Source organism: Rhizobium sp. BK212 (genome assembly GCF_014197475.1).
In the GTDB taxonomy this organism is placed as follows: domain Bacteria; phylum Pseudomonadota; class Alphaproteobacteria; order Rhizobiales; family Rhizobiaceae; genus Rhizobium; species Rhizobium anhuiense.
This window is the reverse complement of record NZ_JACIFS010000002.1, coordinates 522,613-535,646: the sequence shown is the minus strand read 5'-3', so window position 1 is coordinate 535,646 and position 13,034 is coordinate 522,613. Positions and strand designations below refer to the sequence as shown.

The window sequence follows — 13,034 nt, the reverse complement described above, 5'->3', positions numbered from 1 at the left end:
CGCCCCCGCCTCATCCTCGGAATTGTGCCACTGCTGTCCGGTTTACGCGGATAGAGGGCTGCCTCTCGTCGATCTCCAAGCGGTGGGAGGTCGTGTCACGCTGAACCCTTGCTCGTGTATTGTCGGCAGCCTGAGCACCGCACGTTTCTTCAAACGCGCGGTGCTCTCCTTTTACTGCTCGATGGCGAAAGTCACGGTGACGCTGACATTGTAATTATTCTCGCCGCCCTGGACGGGAACGGCAGTGTCGGAGGTTTCTTTCATCATCGTGGCGCGATAGACCGGCTGCGGCATGGCGCGCGGCACATTCTCGTTGATCTCGAGGATGCGGCCGAGCTTGACGCCGGCGGCTTCGCTCAGCGTCTTCGCCTTCTTGACGGCATCGGCGACGGCATCCTTGCGTGCCTCTTCGAGAGTGGCTTCCGGTTTGTCGTTGGTGAACTGGATGTCACCGCCTTGGTTGATGCCGAGGGTGACGGCCTGATCGATCACCTGGCCGAGCTTGGCGAGATCGCGCAGCCTGACGGTGACCGAATTGATGGTCTGGTAGCCGACCAGTTGCGGCTGTTGCTGCTGGCCGTCGACGGGCTGCGGATAATTGTATTGTGGTTGGATGGAAAAGCCGGAGGTCTGCAGATCGCGCTCGGCGATGCCGCCGCTCTTCAGGGCGGTCAGCACGTCGTTCATCGCCTTGTTGTTCTCGTCGAGCGCTTCGCGCGCGGTTTTCGCCTGTTTGACGACGGCAAGATTGAGGACGGCCATATCGGGCGCTGCGGACGATTCGCCGTCGCCCGTCACCGAGATCACCGGCTCGCGCGGCTTTACCTCCTGCGCGAATGCCGGCGCTGCGGCGGTCAGCGGCAGGGCCAAAAGGGCAGTCATCAGAACAGTTCTGGTGTAGATCGGCGCCATGTTTTCATTCCTTGGTTGTCGTTTCCCTGAACAGCTTTCTGTCGGTTGATTGTGAAGCTATTGCGGCGGAAAAGACAGGCGCATGCGCATCGCGAGAAAAATGTGGAGTAACGAGGAGAGGATATGCCGCGGTCACCCTCTCTGCCCCGCCAGGCAGAGGGGCTCACACGGCACACCGGTAAAGTGCAGGCAAACGATACTTCGCCTCGCATCAACCGACGTGGCGACGCCACCGCTTCCCAAATTCCGCAAACCTGATAGCAAATACGGCGGGTTAAGGAACAAGCGGCGGCCGCACAGCACATCGTGCGGCCGGCAAGGGGGCAGCATGCGATTCTTGGCAATTCTTTCGATCAGCCTCGCCGTCGGTCTGGCGGGCTGCTCTCAGGTGGCGGAAAAGGCGGAGAATGCCGCCAACCGCTCTTACACCAGCTATGCGCTGGGCAAGCCCTATGCGGAGGTCGCCAATCTCGGCCAGTCGCCGATGGCGCGGCTTTCCGGCTCGGAAGCGACCTTCGGGCCGATGATCGGTGCGACGTCATTGACGAACGGCATGACGATCTACCGGCACATGGCGCCCGGCGCCAAGACCGAAACCGGCACGAATTTCGTCGGTCTGGTCGGCAGCTCTACCGTTTCGCAGAACAACCGGCTTTCCTATTTCCTGGTGGGCGCCGACGGGGTCGTCAAGGATTGGGCGACTGGCTCGGTACAGGGCAACGCCAGCGACTGCGTGCAATATATCGGAGGCATCATCAGCCGCTGCACCGACATGCGGCAGCTCCAGGCTTCGCTCGCGCTCTACGACATGCGCGTGGCGACCAAGGCCGGCCAACCCATTTCCAGCTGGGGTGAACCGGCTGCACCCGCAGTGAACTAAGGACGCGCGCCGGCGAGGGTAGGGGCGTTTCCCTACCCGTTGGCCGGGGAATGTATTGGACGCTTAGGCGCCGAAATCGTCCATGAAGGATGGATGGATGGCGGGCTGGCGCTCTTCGCGTGCGGCGCGAATGCGCTGGGGAACCGCACCGAGACCGGAGACGAAGCGGGTCAGGAGATTGCGGTGGAAAAGTTTCTGTATGGCACTCATGGCAATTCACTCATTCTTTTTTTTGTTAGCCGACAGCATATATTTTGCCCAGACTGCCGGAACAATGGGCAATTTCACATGACAGTTATGCGACAGTGCATGGCTTGAGGAGATGGCCTGCACGCTGATCACATTGGCGTTAGATCGGACCGCTAAGGCCGGTCGGCCACGATAAATCCTCGTCTGTCGTCGCCGTGGCGTGGTAGATTGCCCGCTTGGGGTAAAACGATACCCCTCCGAAGGAGAAGCTCAGATGAACCGATTTTTCGCATTTATCGCGACCGGAACGCTGATCAGCCTTGCCTCGATCATCTCGGCCTGCACTTCGTCCGGAAGCGTCGACCAAACCTCCTCGATCGGCTCCTACCACGAGGATCTGCCGCTCAACCCAGCCTGCGGTGGTGGGTTCAGGCCGAGCGATGGGCGTTCTTGCAGCTATTAGAAATCTGCGCCGACCGGGCATGATGCCGCCGAATGAAGTCGTCTGACTGGCAATCGCTGGAGGCGAACTATCGCTGCAATCAGACTTCCAATTTTTCCCGCGCTAATAGCTGCACGGACGATCATTGCCGAATCCATCGCGGCAGGCAGGCCGGAGGTCAAAGTCAGCGCTCCGGGCGGTATACCCGACCGAGCCCGTTTGCATCGAGTCGTTTGGGCTCGTGGTGCAGGCCGATGCCGACATGGTAATGACGAAGACGGCTGTCATGGCCCCCGATAGTTTGCGCGTTTGAAGCATCTCCCCACCCTTCACTGTCCAACGTGTCCGTATACTCGTGGCAAGTAGGGCCGAAGAGGCGTCCTGATAACTGTCGTTGCCGATCAAGATTTTGTTATTTGTTGAAAACCCCTTCGCAAGCGCTTGCTGCCACGATCAAGGTTGTTTGGCCATGCCTGCAGAAGGGATCCACGGCTACGTCGGCTTCACCTAAAGAACTAGGCTTGGCGAAACGGCCACGCAAGGCATCAACTATCGATGATCTAGCCACTGGTTGCCAATTCACGGAAGGTGAAAAAACGGGGGCACGCCGCTCGACGAGTGGATAGCGCATGCTTTCGAGTTACCGGGAGCCTACATGCTTCATATTGCTAAGATTGCGCCACCTCGGTTCAGGTTATGGACGCGCGCTTCACGAGAATGGCGCCATGGTGAGCCCGAGCTTCGGATCCTCGATCGATTAAGCCGTCGGAGCCAGACTGCAATCGATATAGGTGCGAACTACGGTGTCTATTCTTGGTTCTTGACCAAGTATGCGCGCAATGTCGTCGCCTTCGAGCCTCAGCCTAACATGGTAGCTTTTCTGAAGGCCGCGCTTGGTTCGTCGGTTCGGGTGGAGCAGGTCGCACTTTCCGACAGCGCTGGCGTTGCAACGATGCGGATCCCCAGTGATCAGCGCATGGATGGCTGCGCCACGATTGAGGAGCAGAATAGGCTTTCGACGCAAAATGTCGAAGAAATTTCCGTTCCAACCCGGCGCCTGGATAGCTATCAGTTCGACACTGTAGGCTTCATCAAGATCGACGTTGAAGGGCACGAACTAAAAGTACTCGAAGGCGCGGAGGCTATATTGCACCGGGATCGCCCAAATCTGCTTATCGAAGCGGAAGACCGACATCGACCCAACGCTGTCGGCAGTGTGATCGACTATCTTAAGCCGTTTGGATATTCTGTATATTGCCTGAAAGATCGAAAATTTCGTTCCCTGTCGATCGACGAGGTCCGGAAGGGCTCTTCCGGAACGCCTTACAACTACGTTTTTTCTATCCGCGACGATCTATAAGCGCACTTAGTGTGCCCACCACCGCCGGCCGACCTTCAGCGGCAATGACCGCTGGCGCGTCGCGGCAAAGCGCTCGGAAATCGGACGGGATTGGACCTCGGGCGGGAGGATATTTTGCCGGCCCTTTGAGAACGGTTTAAACGCTCCTTGAGCCGTCCTTAAGACCTGATTGGGCTTTTCGGGAACCTCGTGTCAAAATTCCAAAAAATCACGTCCGCCGAGCCGAAGGAAGTCCAACGGCCGGTGTTTTTCTGAGAAGCGCGCGTTCATCGGAGGTTAATCCTTGTTAACCCAGAATCGAAGCCTGAAAGGATGATCCGATGAAGATGCTTTTTTCGTCACTTGCAGCCATTGTCTTGTCTGCATCGTTCGCCCTGCCGCTAAACGCCACGCCGATTGTCGTGCCGAACGCAGCACAACTGCACACCCCAGACGTCGAGCAGGTCAAACACCGGAAACATGGGAAATGGCATGCAAATCGCCACTGGAAACAGCGATACGCCTACCGCGACTGCAGGTATTATGGCTCGTGCTACCGTCCGCGGTATTACGGTCATCGCGACTATTACGGCTATCGCGACGATTACTCCTATCGTCGTCGGTCAGGAGTGACTGTGTATTTCGATTTTTAGTCGGCACTGCCACGGGCGCCAACCTATAAAAAGAAAGGTCGGGCGAATGCTCGCGCCGACCTTTCTTTGATTGCATCGCACGGTGCCAGTACATCCGTGGTCACCAGCAAAAGCTATCCGATAGATTGAATTTATGCGCCTCGTGAATTTTCGCAAGGATTAGGGGGCTGCTGATTTAGAGCTAGGCGGGGGGCGCAATAACCGCGGTACGGGAAACGATCTGTCCAGTCATGGCCGCCGCGCGTCAGAATGCGAATGCGCGTCGGCTCGACATGAACCGACAGGCGATATCCATCCCATTTGATTTCATAAACCCAGTCGTCGCCCTTCGGTGGCCTTGCTTTCAGCAAGGCCAGGCACGGCTCGATGCGATCTGGCATCGGGTCGAGGGGGAGGTTTGGCTAACACACCATCGATATCAGCGGTGGGGCGGGCACGACGTTCACAGGCGCGGTTTGCATCGACGTTTCCGGCACCGGCCCATGGACACTGACGCGTATGGAGACTTCCACCACCATATTCCCGGTAGGCTCGCTCCTCTACGAGCAACCTTCGCCGGACGAGACGCACTACAGCCGCCCTTGGCGTGGCAAGGTTCATATCCTCACTGGAGGATATCCGTGCCAGCCCTTCAGCCTTGCCGGCCGACGCCGCGGCGAAAATGATCCTCGACACCTTTGGCCGCAGATCAAACGCATCATTGGTGAACTCGACCCCGAATGGTGCTTCTTCGAAAACGTCGAAGGCCATATGTCCTTGGGAGCCGACACCGTCTTCAGGCAACTTCGCGAGCTGGGCTTTACAGTCAAAGCGGGCCTGTTCAGCGCGCTCGAAACCGGTGCTAGCCAGATACGGCGCCGGCTCTTCATTGTGGCCCACGCCGACAAAGTCTCCATATTGCACGCGGATCGAGTTGGAGTTGGTGAATTGCCAATTCAGGATGAGGGACGATGCGTCTCAGGCGGGTTCACAATTTGGGATTGGCAAGGCCGCGCGGCTCTGGACGCAGATCTGGATGTTGATGAAAGCGTGCGGGGCTCGGCCGACGAAGTCTTTCAGCTTCCCTTATTCCCGCCCGCTCCATCTCAGTTTGAACGCTGGGCCCCGATCCTCGACGTCCGCCCTGACCTTCAACCCGAACTTTTCGGATTGGATCATGGGTTGGCCGATCGGATGGACCGATCCGATGCAGCCGGTAACGGGGTGGTCAGTCTGGCTGCAGCGTATGCGTGGAGAACTCTCAAAAATGCGCATTTGAGCTTGCTCTAATCTTGAAGAATCATTTCGCATTTCTCATCATCGCAGATAGGCAAATAGAATGCCGCCAAAGAGCTTGCCTTCAGGGGTGTTAAGCAGCTCTGCGCGCCTGGTGGTTGGATTGAAGCCTAGCGCCATGCGTGGTCGCGCCTCAGGGAGGTGAAGAAGACCACGTTCACTGACCGAAGGGCCATGAATGGTGATAATACCCTGCAAGACGATCCTTTCGGCGCTGTTCGAAAGGATAAGGCCATGGATCTCAACCAGGCCATCGCAATCGCTTCGGGAGTGGCAGGAATACTTGCCCTTTTGCTGACGATCTACGATATGTTCTACCGGCGTAAATGATAAAACCCCGTCGCAGAGATGCGGCGGGGTTCTCTTATGCGAAGCAACCGAATTGACCTATTCACCCTCGGGCGGAAAAGGTACCAAAGCTTCGGAATTAATCATTGAGGGATAGATCATTGCGTTACACGGGATGTTGTGCGTTGGCACTCTTTGTTCTTGGCACAGCCAGCCAGGTCTCGGCTGAGATGAATTCAGCTAAAAGGAACGAAGCGAGTGGGCTCGCGCAAATCATCGCCTTCTCCAAGACATGTGACTACGAAATCGACCAGAATGCCCTTGAACGCTATTTCGTCGATGCGGGCCTATCCGATCCCGAAGCTCTCTCTTATATCCACGGCGCCGTCATCCTGGTGTCTGAGCCCGGTGTTTCCGAGTGTACGATTACGAAGGCAACAGCAAAATCACTTGGTCTTCTAAAATGAAATTAGCTGTGAGGGCCTTTTGAGGCGACTTTGAGCGACCCTCAAGGATTTCAAAATTCCGGAATTACGTGTCAAAATTCCGAAATTTCGCGTCCGGCTACACCGACTACAGCAGTAAAAACAGGATCTTAGAGAGTTGAATGGTGGGCCCGGAGGGACTCGAACCCCCAACCAAGCGGTTATGAGCCGCCGGCTCTAACCATTGAGCTACAGGCCCTTGGCGCCGGGTGTCCGGCGCTTGGGTGCCGGGGCAATGGTTCCCGCAGCACGGGTTCCGCTCTAACGCAAATCCGAGGGAGCCACAAGCGGAGAGCGCACGCATCTGTGGACGATGCATATTTCGTGGGCGGCCACTGGAACCTTCCCGCCTGGGCTACACTTATTCAAGTGAAATTCCGCATGAAAAGGGCGATCGAAGATGGTGGCTTTGAACAGTGCCGTGGTGCTCATCGTGGAGGATGAGCCGCTGATCCGGTTCAATATCCTCGATGTGCTGGAGGATGTCGGCCATGTGGCGCTGGAGGCGGCGAATGCCGATGAGGCGCTGGTGGTGCTGAAGGGCAGGCAGGATGTCGATATCCTGTTCACCGACGTCAACATGGCCGGCTCGATGGACGGTCTCCAGCTTGCCAATCGGGTGAGGGCGATGCGGCCGAACATCGGCATCATCATCACCTCGGGCATGGTGCGGCTCGATCCGATGGCGCTACCCGCCAATACGGCTTTCCTGCCGAAGCCCTATATGCACGACACGCTGATTTCGACGATCAATTCCCTGATGACGTAGTAACGCCGCGCAGCCGCAAAACGGGGACTGGTTTTGCGGCTGCGCGCGAGGCGCCGGGAGACATGGCTCGTCTTCAGGCACGGCGGAGGGGAACGGCGCCCTCAGCTGAAGCTGCTCTTCAGCGCCTCGTTCTCGTGATGGGCTTTCTTCTCGTAGATCGTGAACAGCGCCATCGAGAGGAGATAGGAGAGGAAGGGATCCCCTATCTGCGTGGCGAGGTCGCGGGATGCGAGGACATGGCGTTCCAGCGCGCCGATATCCTTCTGCGTGGTGGTTTCAGCGAGGCGGTTCATGCTGCCATCTCCAGGAATTGGGTCACGACCGAGCGAGCCGGCACGTGCCTGACATAAAGGGGTAGGGTGAGGCCGAGGGCGGCGCGCATCTTGCGCAGCACGCGGTCCGAAACTTCGAAGGCGCCGCAGCAGACGGGATATTTGCCGTAGCCGTCGGCGCGGCCAAGTTCTTCCACTTCGGCGCCTGCGCGCTTGTAAACGCGCTTGAGGTAGGGCTCGTAGTTGGAAATCATCGTATGGATGCCGTGATCGAGCGCGCATTCGCAAAGCGCAAGCAGCATCATGGAGAAGGCGCGGCCGGCATCGATGCCGGGGAAATCCCGGGTGATCGCCTCTTCATCGATGCACATCCGCGTGCCTTCCCAGATGCCGGGGGCGATGAGATCGGCGGCATCGGGAAAGGTCTCGCGGAACACGTCGTAGAGGAGAGTCGGGCCCGTCGTCGGCATCAGGCGCATGCCGCCATAAAGACGGGTGCGGCTGTCGTTGCACCAGACGAGATAGGCGGGAGCCAGCGAATCGTAGCTGTCGCGTTCGTAAGGGCCGATGACGGGCACGTCCCAGCCGAGCGTATCGGCGAACACCTTCTTGCGCAGGCGAAACATCTGGTCGAGTACGGCAGCGTATTTCTGATACTCATGTGCCTGAATGATAACGAACATTTTGCCCTCCAGCGTTTTCAAGTTCGTGGAAGGCAGAATGGTTCAGGCGGGCCGGATCGGAAATTCCCTCAGATGGGCCCCCTCAGATGAGGGGGGCAGAGCCTGCCGCGCAAAAGTGAGATCTTGCGATCACGACATGCGACGACAAACGAGTTAGAGCTTTTCCTGGTCAGCTTGAAGCATTCTGCCGGAGGGTTGGCTGAAACGGGCCAGCTGATCGACCGGCCGGCTTGGCCGTAGAGCCGGGCTACGCCGCGCGCCGGCCGGTCGACCATCCGACTCCGTTTGAGCCAACAGAATGCTGCAATCTGACCAGGAAAGGCTCTAGGGATTGATGATGCGCAATTGCACGGCCCGCGAGGCGGCGGCCGAGATCGTCGCGCAGCCGAGCTTGAAGCGGGCGGTCTTCAGATAATCGCGCGTGGTGTGCTCGGATATGCCCAGGATGACCGAAATATCCTTGTAGTCCTTGCCGAGCGCCGTCCAGTGCAGGCACTCGATTTCGCGCGGCGACAGTGCCGGCACCGGATCGTTCTCGCCATGCAGCTCGTAGACGGCCTTGCGGTGGATCAGATGAGCGATCTCGAGCCATTCGTTGCGGCAGCGGCGGACGAGTTCGGCCCATTGGTCAGCCGGTATGCGGGCATTCATCGACAGGAGGGCGCGGCGCTGCGCCTTGTCGGCGACGGGAATGGAGTAGCCGTTGCCGCTGATGCCGTGCTTCTGGGCGTCGACCAGCATGGCATAGGCCTCCGGCGTCGGCTCGACCTCGCTCCAGTCGAAGGGCAGTTGCCGTTCGAAGCCCTCTTTGACGATCGGATCGACCTTCACATAGCTGTTCAGGAGGTAGCGGGAGACCCAGGCATCCGGATAGGTGGTGCGCACGAAGGGCGAATCGATCTTGCTGGCGATCGTCTGGGCGAGATGGTATGTGACGAAATCGAGGCCATATTCCGCCTGCAGAATGCGGATGGCGGCATCCACATTGGCCGCGGCCTTGATCTGTTCGAAAGCGGACTCGAACTTTTCGCTATAGGTATTCTCAATCATTTCCACTGCCCCAATTCCCTCAATCCTACCGCGAGGGCCGTCATAAATACAAGGCATCCCCACATATGCGGGGAATGACAATTCGGGTCCCATCTGCTAGCGCCTGTCATGAGGAGACCTCATATGGACAGCAAGAGACCATTCGAGATTGCCGAATGCCAACAGGCCGCCAAGGGCCTGAAATCCAGTTGGCAGGACATGGCAGGCTCCGAAGCGCTGATCCGCGCCCTCGTTGCCGAACGCAACGGCGATAGGTCGCTGGCACTGTTCTGGACCGAGGTTCACCGGGCGCTCTGCCAGGAAACCAACGCTTTCTGACGATCGGCCTTCCCGAACGGCTCAGCCTCTTCTCCGCAATTCAGGCATGACACCCCCGCCGGTCGGCAGGCAAATCCCACAGCCTTTCTGCTCTGCAAAACTGCCGATGAATACGTCTTCATTCATGTCGTGATTCGATTTGGTGGTGAAAGGATCGGACGCTGCGTTCTGGATCTATGGTTAAGAAATCCGTATTATTTCATCGACTTGTTCCGAAACGATTGATGGAGACTTTGCGGCGGGAGCGACGATGTCTGTGGAAACGGTTGCGCTGTGCGGTCGCTGACGCTCTCTTGCGAAAGGCAAACCGAGCACTCTTTCCATCCTGAAGCGCCAGGGCCTCGAGAGAAGCAAGGCCGGCTACCGGGGTCCCGCTCCGGCAATGGAGCGGCCCCAGCACCCATCCCCCGTCCTTCGAGGCTCCGGCCTTCGGCTTGCGCATCTCAGGATGAGAGCTGATTGGTGTGCCGTGTGGGCTGATCGGCGGCCGTGTGGCAGGCGGGCGATCGGTATGCTGTGTGGTGCTGAGTGGTGTCGTGCAGAGAGTCTGGCTTTAGCTTGTCGCTCAGCTCTCCGGTGAGGCAAGCGGCGACCTCTCTCCGCCCTCATCGTGAGGCGCCCCGCAGGGGCCTCTAAGGACGAGGCCGGCCACGGGGGTCTCCGGCAATGAACGAGCGCTGCCGAACGGCTGAAGCCGGCATGGGATGGGGGTCAGCCGACCTTCGCGGAAGGATTGACCCAGTCTTGCTGCGGCATTTCGGGCTGCTGCGATCTCGGGCGAAACTTCACCAGCACCTCGCGGCCATCGGAAGAGGCCTTTGTACGCTCAAGCACATCGCGTTCGGCAACCGCCTGGCGCCAGTGTTGGTCGTCGCGGCCAATGGGCCGGCCCTGTTCTTCCCAGATCGCGTAAGCTCTTTTGCTGATCCATTCGTGGCGTCTGTCGCTCATCTATCCATTCCACTCGTCAAAGTGTTATTCGGCAATTCTGTCCGGCAGAACCGGCGACCGGCGTTTGGCTGCCATCAGCAGGTCGAGTTCGATCGAGGAGGGCCCGAAACGGGTGAACAGGCTTTCGGCCTGATCGCTCAGCAGGCCATATTTGGAAGCGAATTCATCAAGGCTATAGGGGCGGCCGCGCAGGATTCTGCTTCGGCGCTCCGGCTCACGGATTTGCGTCATTGGTGATAACCCCAGACTGTTTTGCGAATTATGAGAACAAAACAAATTACAACGACAAAGGTTCCGTGATTTTTCAGGGTTTTTTCGCCTCGTCGTACCGTTTTGGGGCGTCTGAACGCGGGTGGCATGAATTTTCCAAAAGGGTGTCGCCTGAGAAAATTTCGCCTAAAAAATGCAAGAATTTCAGCCGGTTATGAAATTGGCTTTCGCGGCGGCCGATAAATGGCTTTATCCCCGGCACGTTACTCTATAGAATCAATCGTGTTATTCGGTCCGCAGGGGCAATATTTTTCCGTTCCCGCGTTGATGCCGACCGATACCGGAGGACTTGGCTTCAATCCAACAAGAGGAGACAGACATGATGAATGCACTGCCGCCACTTCATAACGGCCACGCGCCGTTTACCCTCCAGCAATTGTTCCGCGAAGCGCTCTATGCCTTCGAGGAATGGGATAGCGAATTGACCGAGCCGATCGTGACCCACGAAGGACGGATCATCCCCATCAGCTTCGTTTTCGAAGCCATGCGCGAATGCACCGACATCGTGCCGATGAATATCGTCGGCGCCGTCACCGAACGGCTGACCAAGCCGTGGGAGGGCGAAGGCCCGCTCGACCAGATGACTTTCTCGACGGCGGCACGCGTCATGCGCGTGCTGGTGCGCAAGCGCCTTCTCGCCAACGGCACGGCGGATCTCGTCGCCGTTTCGGCCCACGCGGCCGAAGACCAGAGCCGCGATTGACAGGATGAGGATCGCGGCCATGGCTGCGATCCTTTTCCGCTTTCTGGCGGAACCTCGCTCATCCCCAGTCGTTTAGTCCGCACAGCCCGCCACTACAGCGCCTCGCGTCTTCGGACGCGAAAATCTGTACGCGCAATTCTGTAGTGATGACGGCCGAGGAATGAGCATCATGCTGAAATCCATCGTTCATGAAATCATCGGCGCATCCAGACATGAGCCGGAGCTTCCGCAATCGCTGGAGCAGTTTCGCGACAGGAAGCGGGTATTGATCATCTTCGCAGACGCGCAAGACGACCGTCCAATCATTCAGGACGAATGGTTGCGCAAGGCGCAAATGCGCCTCATCGAGGAAGATGTCGAGGTATTCACCATTGCCGGCGGCGGCGCGTTCGCGCTGTTCGATGATGACTGGGAGCTCGATGCCGACGATATTCGCGCGCGGCTGCAGGGACCGCCGGCCGGTGAGTTCGGCCTGATCCTGATCGGGCGCGACGGGACCGTGAGGCTGCGATCAAGCGAGCCGCAAACCGCTGAGGAAATTTTCGCGGCCTTCGAGACGCTGCCGAAGCAGACACCCTGGTAAGCTTCAGCCTTCGGTCTGAAACGAAAGCGGGGCGTGGCGAAAGCTGCGCTCCCCCTTTGCGTGTTCAGAGCTCGAAGGCTTCCTTGAGGCCGAGGCTCTTGCGTTCGCGCAGATCGAGGTCGGCCTCGATATGGGCGATATGATGCAGCATCAGCTGGCAGGCGCGGTCGAGTTCCTTGGCTTCGATCGCCGAAATGATGTCGCCATGTTCGGAATGGCCGCAGCTCGATGCAGTCGACTGGCCATAGAGCGCAATGACGAGGGATGAGCGGGCAACGAGCTCCTCCATGAAGCGCTGCATGATCGCATTGCCGGATATCGCCGCCAGCGTCAGGTGAAAATCGCCCGATGCCTTGATCTCGGCTCGGCGCGCCGTCTGGCCGCGCTCGCTCATCAGGCGGCCTTCTTCCAGCAGCAGCTGTCTCAGATGGGCGATGTCATCGGGCGTGATCCGGGCCGCTGCCTCGCGCAATATGCCGGGTTCGACGAGCCGGCGGGCGGAAAAGATCTGGCGCGCCTCATCCGGCGAGGGATAGGCGACGAAAGCGCCGCGGTTCTTCTCGACGCTGACGAGGCCTTCATAGGAGAGTGCCTGCAGGGCGGCGCGGGCAAGCGTGCGGCTGACATTGAAGAGATTGCCGACATCGCTTTCCGAAAGCTTGGTACCGGGCGAGAGCCTGCGCTCGACGATCGCTTCGCGAATGGCATCGCGGATCTGTTGCGCGCCGGTTTCGGCGGAGTCGTCGGCCTGCTGAGCCTTGGCAGCGGATTTCATGAAATCGATTTCCTGATGGTCGGCAAACCATATCCGTGTTCGCGGCAAAAGTTAAATAGAATTTGTGCCCGAAGTGACGCTGAAATTGTATACGATCTTTTGCACAAATCGCGCACGATAGCCTAAATCGTGAGCAGATGCGGTTCTGCCTATAATTCGCCCTTGAAACTTCTGTTGATATAAAATCCTTATTTCGC

Annotated in this window: 20 protein-coding genes, 1 tRNA gene and 1 pseudogene; 11 read left to right on the top strand and 11 right to left on the bottom strand. The window is 58.3% G+C overall.

Going from position 1 to position 13,034, the window contains the following annotated elements:
- Window positions 1-171: 171 nt before the first annotated feature.
- Window positions 172-912, bottom strand: a complete 741-nt coding sequence (locus FHT79_RS07660) for an SIMPL domain-containing protein (protein ID WP_028756007.1) — start codon at window positions 910-912, stop codon at window positions 172-174.
- Window positions 913-1,240: 328 nt separating this feature from the next.
- Here FHT79_RS07660 and FHT79_RS07655 point away from each other — a divergent pair, with 328 nt between their 5' ends.
- Window positions 1,241-1,792: a hypothetical protein gene (locus tag FHT79_RS07655; RefSeq protein ID WP_028758652.1), complete on the top strand. Its 552-nt coding sequence runs from the start codon at window positions 1,241-1,243 to the stop codon at window positions 1,790-1,792.
- Between the two features lie 63 nt (window positions 1,793-1,855).
- On the opposite strand, the gene FHT79_RS07650 is transcribed toward FHT79_RS07655, so the two are convergent.
- Window positions 1,856-2,002 carry a hypothetical protein gene (locus FHT79_RS07650; RefSeq protein WP_183903193.1) on the bottom strand — a complete coding sequence of 49 codons (147 nt, stop codon included), beginning with the start codon at window positions 2,000-2,002 and terminating at the stop codon, window positions 1,856-1,858.
- A gap of 253 nt (window positions 2,003-2,255) precedes the next feature.
- On the opposite strand from FHT79_RS07650, the gene FHT79_RS07645 reads away from it, so the two are divergent.
- A complete protein-coding gene (locus FHT79_RS07645; RefSeq protein ID WP_028758651.1) occupies window positions 2,256-2,444 on the top strand; it encodes a hypothetical protein in 189 nt (62 codons plus the stop codon).
- Window positions 2,445-2,546: 102 nt separating this feature from the next.
- Here the strand turns inward: FHT79_RS07645 and FHT79_RS32060 are convergent, their stop codons facing one another.
- Window positions 2,547-2,741, bottom strand: a complete 195-nt coding sequence (locus tag FHT79_RS32060; protein WP_028827910.1) for a hypothetical protein — start codon at window positions 2,739-2,741, stop codon at window positions 2,547-2,549.
- Between the two features lie 337 nt (window positions 2,742-3,078).
- Between FHT79_RS32060 and FHT79_RS07640 the strand changes: the two genes are divergently transcribed.
- Window positions 3,079-3,783 carry an FkbM family methyltransferase gene (locus tag FHT79_RS07640; protein ID WP_028758650.1) on the top strand — a complete coding sequence of 235 codons (705 nt, stop codon included), beginning with the start codon at window positions 3,079-3,081 and terminating at the stop codon, window positions 3,781-3,783.
- 320 nt (window positions 3,784-4,103) lie between these two features.
- Complete coding sequence (locus FHT79_RS07635; RefSeq protein ID WP_028827911.1) at window positions 4,104-4,415, top strand: hypothetical protein; 312 nt, start codon at window positions 4,104-4,106, stop codon at window positions 4,413-4,415.
- Window positions 4,416-4,624: 209 nt separating this feature from the next.
- Here FHT79_RS07635 and FHT79_RS07630 read toward each other — a convergent pair.
- Window positions 4,625-4,816, bottom strand: a pseudogene (locus FHT79_RS07630) (ATP-dependent DNA ligase); the annotation flags it as partial.
- A 97-nt stretch (window positions 4,817-4,913) separates the two neighbouring features.
- Here FHT79_RS07630 and FHT79_RS07625 point away from each other — a divergent pair.
- From FHT79_RS07625 to FHT79_RS07615, 3 genes are all read left to right on the top strand, one after another.
- Window positions 4,914-5,684, top strand: coding sequence for a DNA cytosine methyltransferase (locus FHT79_RS07625; RefSeq protein WP_183903192.1), 771 nt, complete (start codon window positions 4,914-4,916; stop codon window positions 5,682-5,684).
- A gap of 180 nt (window positions 5,685-5,864) precedes the next feature.
- The gene (locus tag FHT79_RS07620; RefSeq protein ID WP_183903191.1) at window positions 5,865-6,020 is read left to right on the top strand and encodes a hypothetical protein; all 156 of its coding nucleotides are present in this window, start codon (window positions 5,865-5,867) and stop codon (window positions 6,018-6,020) included.
- A 143-nt stretch (window positions 6,021-6,163) separates the two neighbouring features.
- Window positions 6,164-6,445 (top strand): hypothetical protein, encoded by a 282-nt coding sequence (locus FHT79_RS07615; protein WP_183903190.1) that lies wholly within the window; start codon window positions 6,164-6,166, stop codon window positions 6,443-6,445.
- A 141-nt stretch (window positions 6,446-6,586) separates the two neighbouring features.
- Here the strand turns inward: FHT79_RS07615 and FHT79_RS07610 are convergent.
- Window positions 6,587-6,662, bottom strand: a tRNA-Ile gene (locus FHT79_RS07610).
- A gap of 201 nt (window positions 6,663-6,863) precedes the next feature.
- Here FHT79_RS07610 and FHT79_RS07605 point away from each other — a divergent pair.
- On the top strand, window positions 6,864-7,232 hold the full coding sequence (locus tag FHT79_RS07605; RefSeq protein WP_047611029.1) for a response regulator: 369 nt from the start codon (window positions 6,864-6,866) through the stop codon (window positions 7,230-7,232).
- Window positions 7,233-7,333: 101 nt separating this feature from the next.
- Here FHT79_RS07605 and FHT79_RS07600 read toward each other — a convergent pair whose 3' ends face one another.
- The 3 genes from FHT79_RS07600 to FHT79_RS07590 all read right to left on the bottom strand — a co-directional run bounded on the left by FHT79_RS07600 (window position 7,334) and on the right by FHT79_RS07590 (window position 9,237).
- Entirely contained in the window at window positions 7,334-7,525 is a 192-nt protein-coding gene (locus FHT79_RS07600; protein WP_028758646.1) for a hypothetical protein, read from the bottom strand.
- Window positions 7,522-8,187 (bottom strand): acyl-homoserine-lactone synthase, encoded by a 666-nt coding sequence (locus FHT79_RS07595; protein ID WP_028758645.1) that lies wholly within the window; start codon window positions 8,185-8,187, stop codon window positions 7,522-7,524. Before FHT79_RS07595 ends, FHT79_RS07600 begins: the two co-directional genes overlap by 4 nt.
- Before the next feature lie 324 nt (window positions 8,188-8,511).
- Window positions 8,512-9,237 carry a LuxR family transcriptional regulator gene (locus FHT79_RS07590; protein WP_028758644.1) on the bottom strand — a complete coding sequence of 242 codons (726 nt, stop codon included), beginning with the start codon at window positions 9,235-9,237 and terminating at the stop codon, window positions 8,512-8,514.
- A gap of 123 nt (window positions 9,238-9,360) precedes the next feature.
- Here FHT79_RS07590 and FHT79_RS07585 point away from each other — a divergent pair, with 123 nt between their 5' ends.
- Window positions 9,361-9,555: a hypothetical protein gene (locus tag FHT79_RS07585; RefSeq protein WP_028759122.1), complete on the top strand. Its 195-nt coding sequence runs from the start codon at window positions 9,361-9,363 to the stop codon at window positions 9,553-9,555.
- A 711-nt stretch (window positions 9,556-10,266) separates the two neighbouring features.
- On the opposite strand, the gene FHT79_RS07580 is transcribed toward FHT79_RS07585, so the two are convergent.
- On the bottom strand, window positions 10,267-10,506 hold the full coding sequence (locus tag FHT79_RS07580) for a DUF2934 domain-containing protein (protein WP_028759121.1): 240 nt from the start codon (window positions 10,504-10,506) through the stop codon (window positions 10,267-10,269).
- A gap of 24 nt (window positions 10,507-10,530) precedes the next feature.
- Window positions 10,531-10,737 (bottom strand): hypothetical protein, encoded by a 207-nt coding sequence (locus tag FHT79_RS07575; RefSeq protein ID WP_028756342.1) that lies wholly within the window; start codon window positions 10,735-10,737, stop codon window positions 10,531-10,533.
- A 358-nt stretch (window positions 10,738-11,095) separates the two neighbouring features.
- On the opposite strand from FHT79_RS07575, the gene FHT79_RS07570 reads away from it, so the two are divergent.
- Together FHT79_RS07570 and FHT79_RS07565 are read left to right on the top strand one after the other, a co-directional pair.
- Entirely contained in the window at window positions 11,096-11,479 is a 384-nt protein-coding gene (locus tag FHT79_RS07570; RefSeq protein ID WP_028756343.1) for a hypothetical protein, read from the top strand.
- A gap of 169 nt (window positions 11,480-11,648) precedes the next feature.
- On the top strand, window positions 11,649-12,062 hold the full coding sequence (locus tag FHT79_RS07565; protein WP_028759120.1) for a DUF4174 domain-containing protein: 414 nt from the start codon (window positions 11,649-11,651) through the stop codon (window positions 12,060-12,062).
- A gap of 64 nt (window positions 12,063-12,126) precedes the next feature.
- Here the strand turns inward: FHT79_RS07565 and FHT79_RS07560 are convergent, their stop codons facing one another.
- Complete coding sequence (locus FHT79_RS07560; RefSeq protein WP_183903189.1) at window positions 12,127-12,837, bottom strand: GntR family transcriptional regulator; 711 nt, start codon at window positions 12,835-12,837, stop codon at window positions 12,127-12,129.
- Window positions 12,838-13,034 lie beyond the last annotated feature (197 nt).

What these genes read in the sequence shown, in the direction of transcription:
- FHT79_RS07625 (WP_183903192.1), top strand. Translation starts at nt 4,914, where the DNA reads ATGGAGACTTCCACCACCATATTCCCGGTAGGCTCGCTCCTCTACGAG.
- FHT79_RS07635 (WP_028827911.1), top strand. Translation starts at nt 4,104, where the DNA reads ATGAAGATGCTTTTTTCGTCACTTGCAGCCATTGTCTTGTCTGCATCG.
- FHT79_RS07565 (WP_028759120.1), top strand. Translation starts at nt 11,649, where the DNA reads ATGCTGAAATCCATCGTTCATGAAATCATCGGCGCATCCAGACATGAG.
- FHT79_RS07570 (WP_028756343.1), top strand. Translation starts at nt 11,096, where the DNA reads ATGATGAATGCACTGCCGCCACTTCATAACGGCCACGCGCCGTTTACC.
- FHT79_RS07650 (WP_183903193.1), bottom strand. Translation starts at nt 2,002, where the DNA reads ATGAGTGCCATACAGAAACTTTTCCACCGCAATCTCCTGACCCGCTTC.
- FHT79_RS07560 (WP_183903189.1), bottom strand. Translation starts at nt 12,837, where the DNA reads ATGAAATCCGCTGCCAAGGCTCAGCAGGCCGACGACTCCGCCGAAACC.
- FHT79_RS07590 (WP_028758644.1), bottom strand. Translation starts at nt 9,237, where the DNA reads ATGATTGAGAATACCTATAGCGAAAAGTTCGAGTCCGCTTTCGAACAG.
- FHT79_RS07640 (WP_028758650.1), top strand. Translation starts at nt 3,079, where the DNA reads ATGCTTCATATTGCTAAGATTGCGCCACCTCGGTTCAGGTTATGGACG.
- FHT79_RS07655 (WP_028758652.1), top strand. Translation starts at nt 1,241, where the DNA reads ATGCGATTCTTGGCAATTCTTTCGATCAGCCTCGCCGTCGGTCTGGCG.
- FHT79_RS07585 (WP_028759122.1), top strand. Translation starts at nt 9,361, where the DNA reads ATGGACAGCAAGAGACCATTCGAGATTGCCGAATGCCAACAGGCCGCC.
- FHT79_RS32060 (WP_028827910.1), bottom strand. Translation starts at nt 2,741, where the DNA reads ATGCTTCAAACGCGCAAACTATCGGGGGCCATGACAGCCGTCTTCGTC.
- FHT79_RS07605 (WP_047611029.1), top strand. Translation starts at nt 6,864, where the DNA reads ATGGTGGCTTTGAACAGTGCCGTGGTGCTCATCGTGGAGGATGAGCCG.
- FHT79_RS07645 (WP_028758651.1), top strand. Translation starts at nt 2,256, where the DNA reads ATGAACCGATTTTTCGCATTTATCGCGACCGGAACGCTGATCAGCCTT.
- FHT79_RS07660 (WP_028756007.1), bottom strand. Translation starts at nt 912, where the DNA reads ATGGCGCCGATCTACACCAGAACTGTTCTGATGACTGCCCTTTTGGCC.
- FHT79_RS07595 (WP_028758645.1), bottom strand. Translation starts at nt 8,187, where the DNA reads ATGTTCGTTATCATTCAGGCACATGAGTATCAGAAATACGCTGCCGTA.
- FHT79_RS07600 (WP_028758646.1), bottom strand. Translation starts at nt 7,525, where the DNA reads ATGAACCGCCTCGCTGAAACCACCACGCAGAAGGATATCGGCGCGCTG.
- FHT79_RS07580 (WP_028759121.1), bottom strand. Translation starts at nt 10,506, where the DNA reads ATGAGCGACAGACGCCACGAATGGATCAGCAAAAGAGCTTACGCGATC.
- FHT79_RS07575 (WP_028756342.1), bottom strand. Translation starts at nt 10,737, where the DNA reads ATGACGCAAATCCGTGAGCCGGAGCGCCGAAGCAGAATCCTGCGCGGC.
- FHT79_RS07620 (WP_183903191.1), top strand. Translation starts at nt 5,865, where the DNA reads ATGAATGGTGATAATACCCTGCAAGACGATCCTTTCGGCGCTGTTCGA.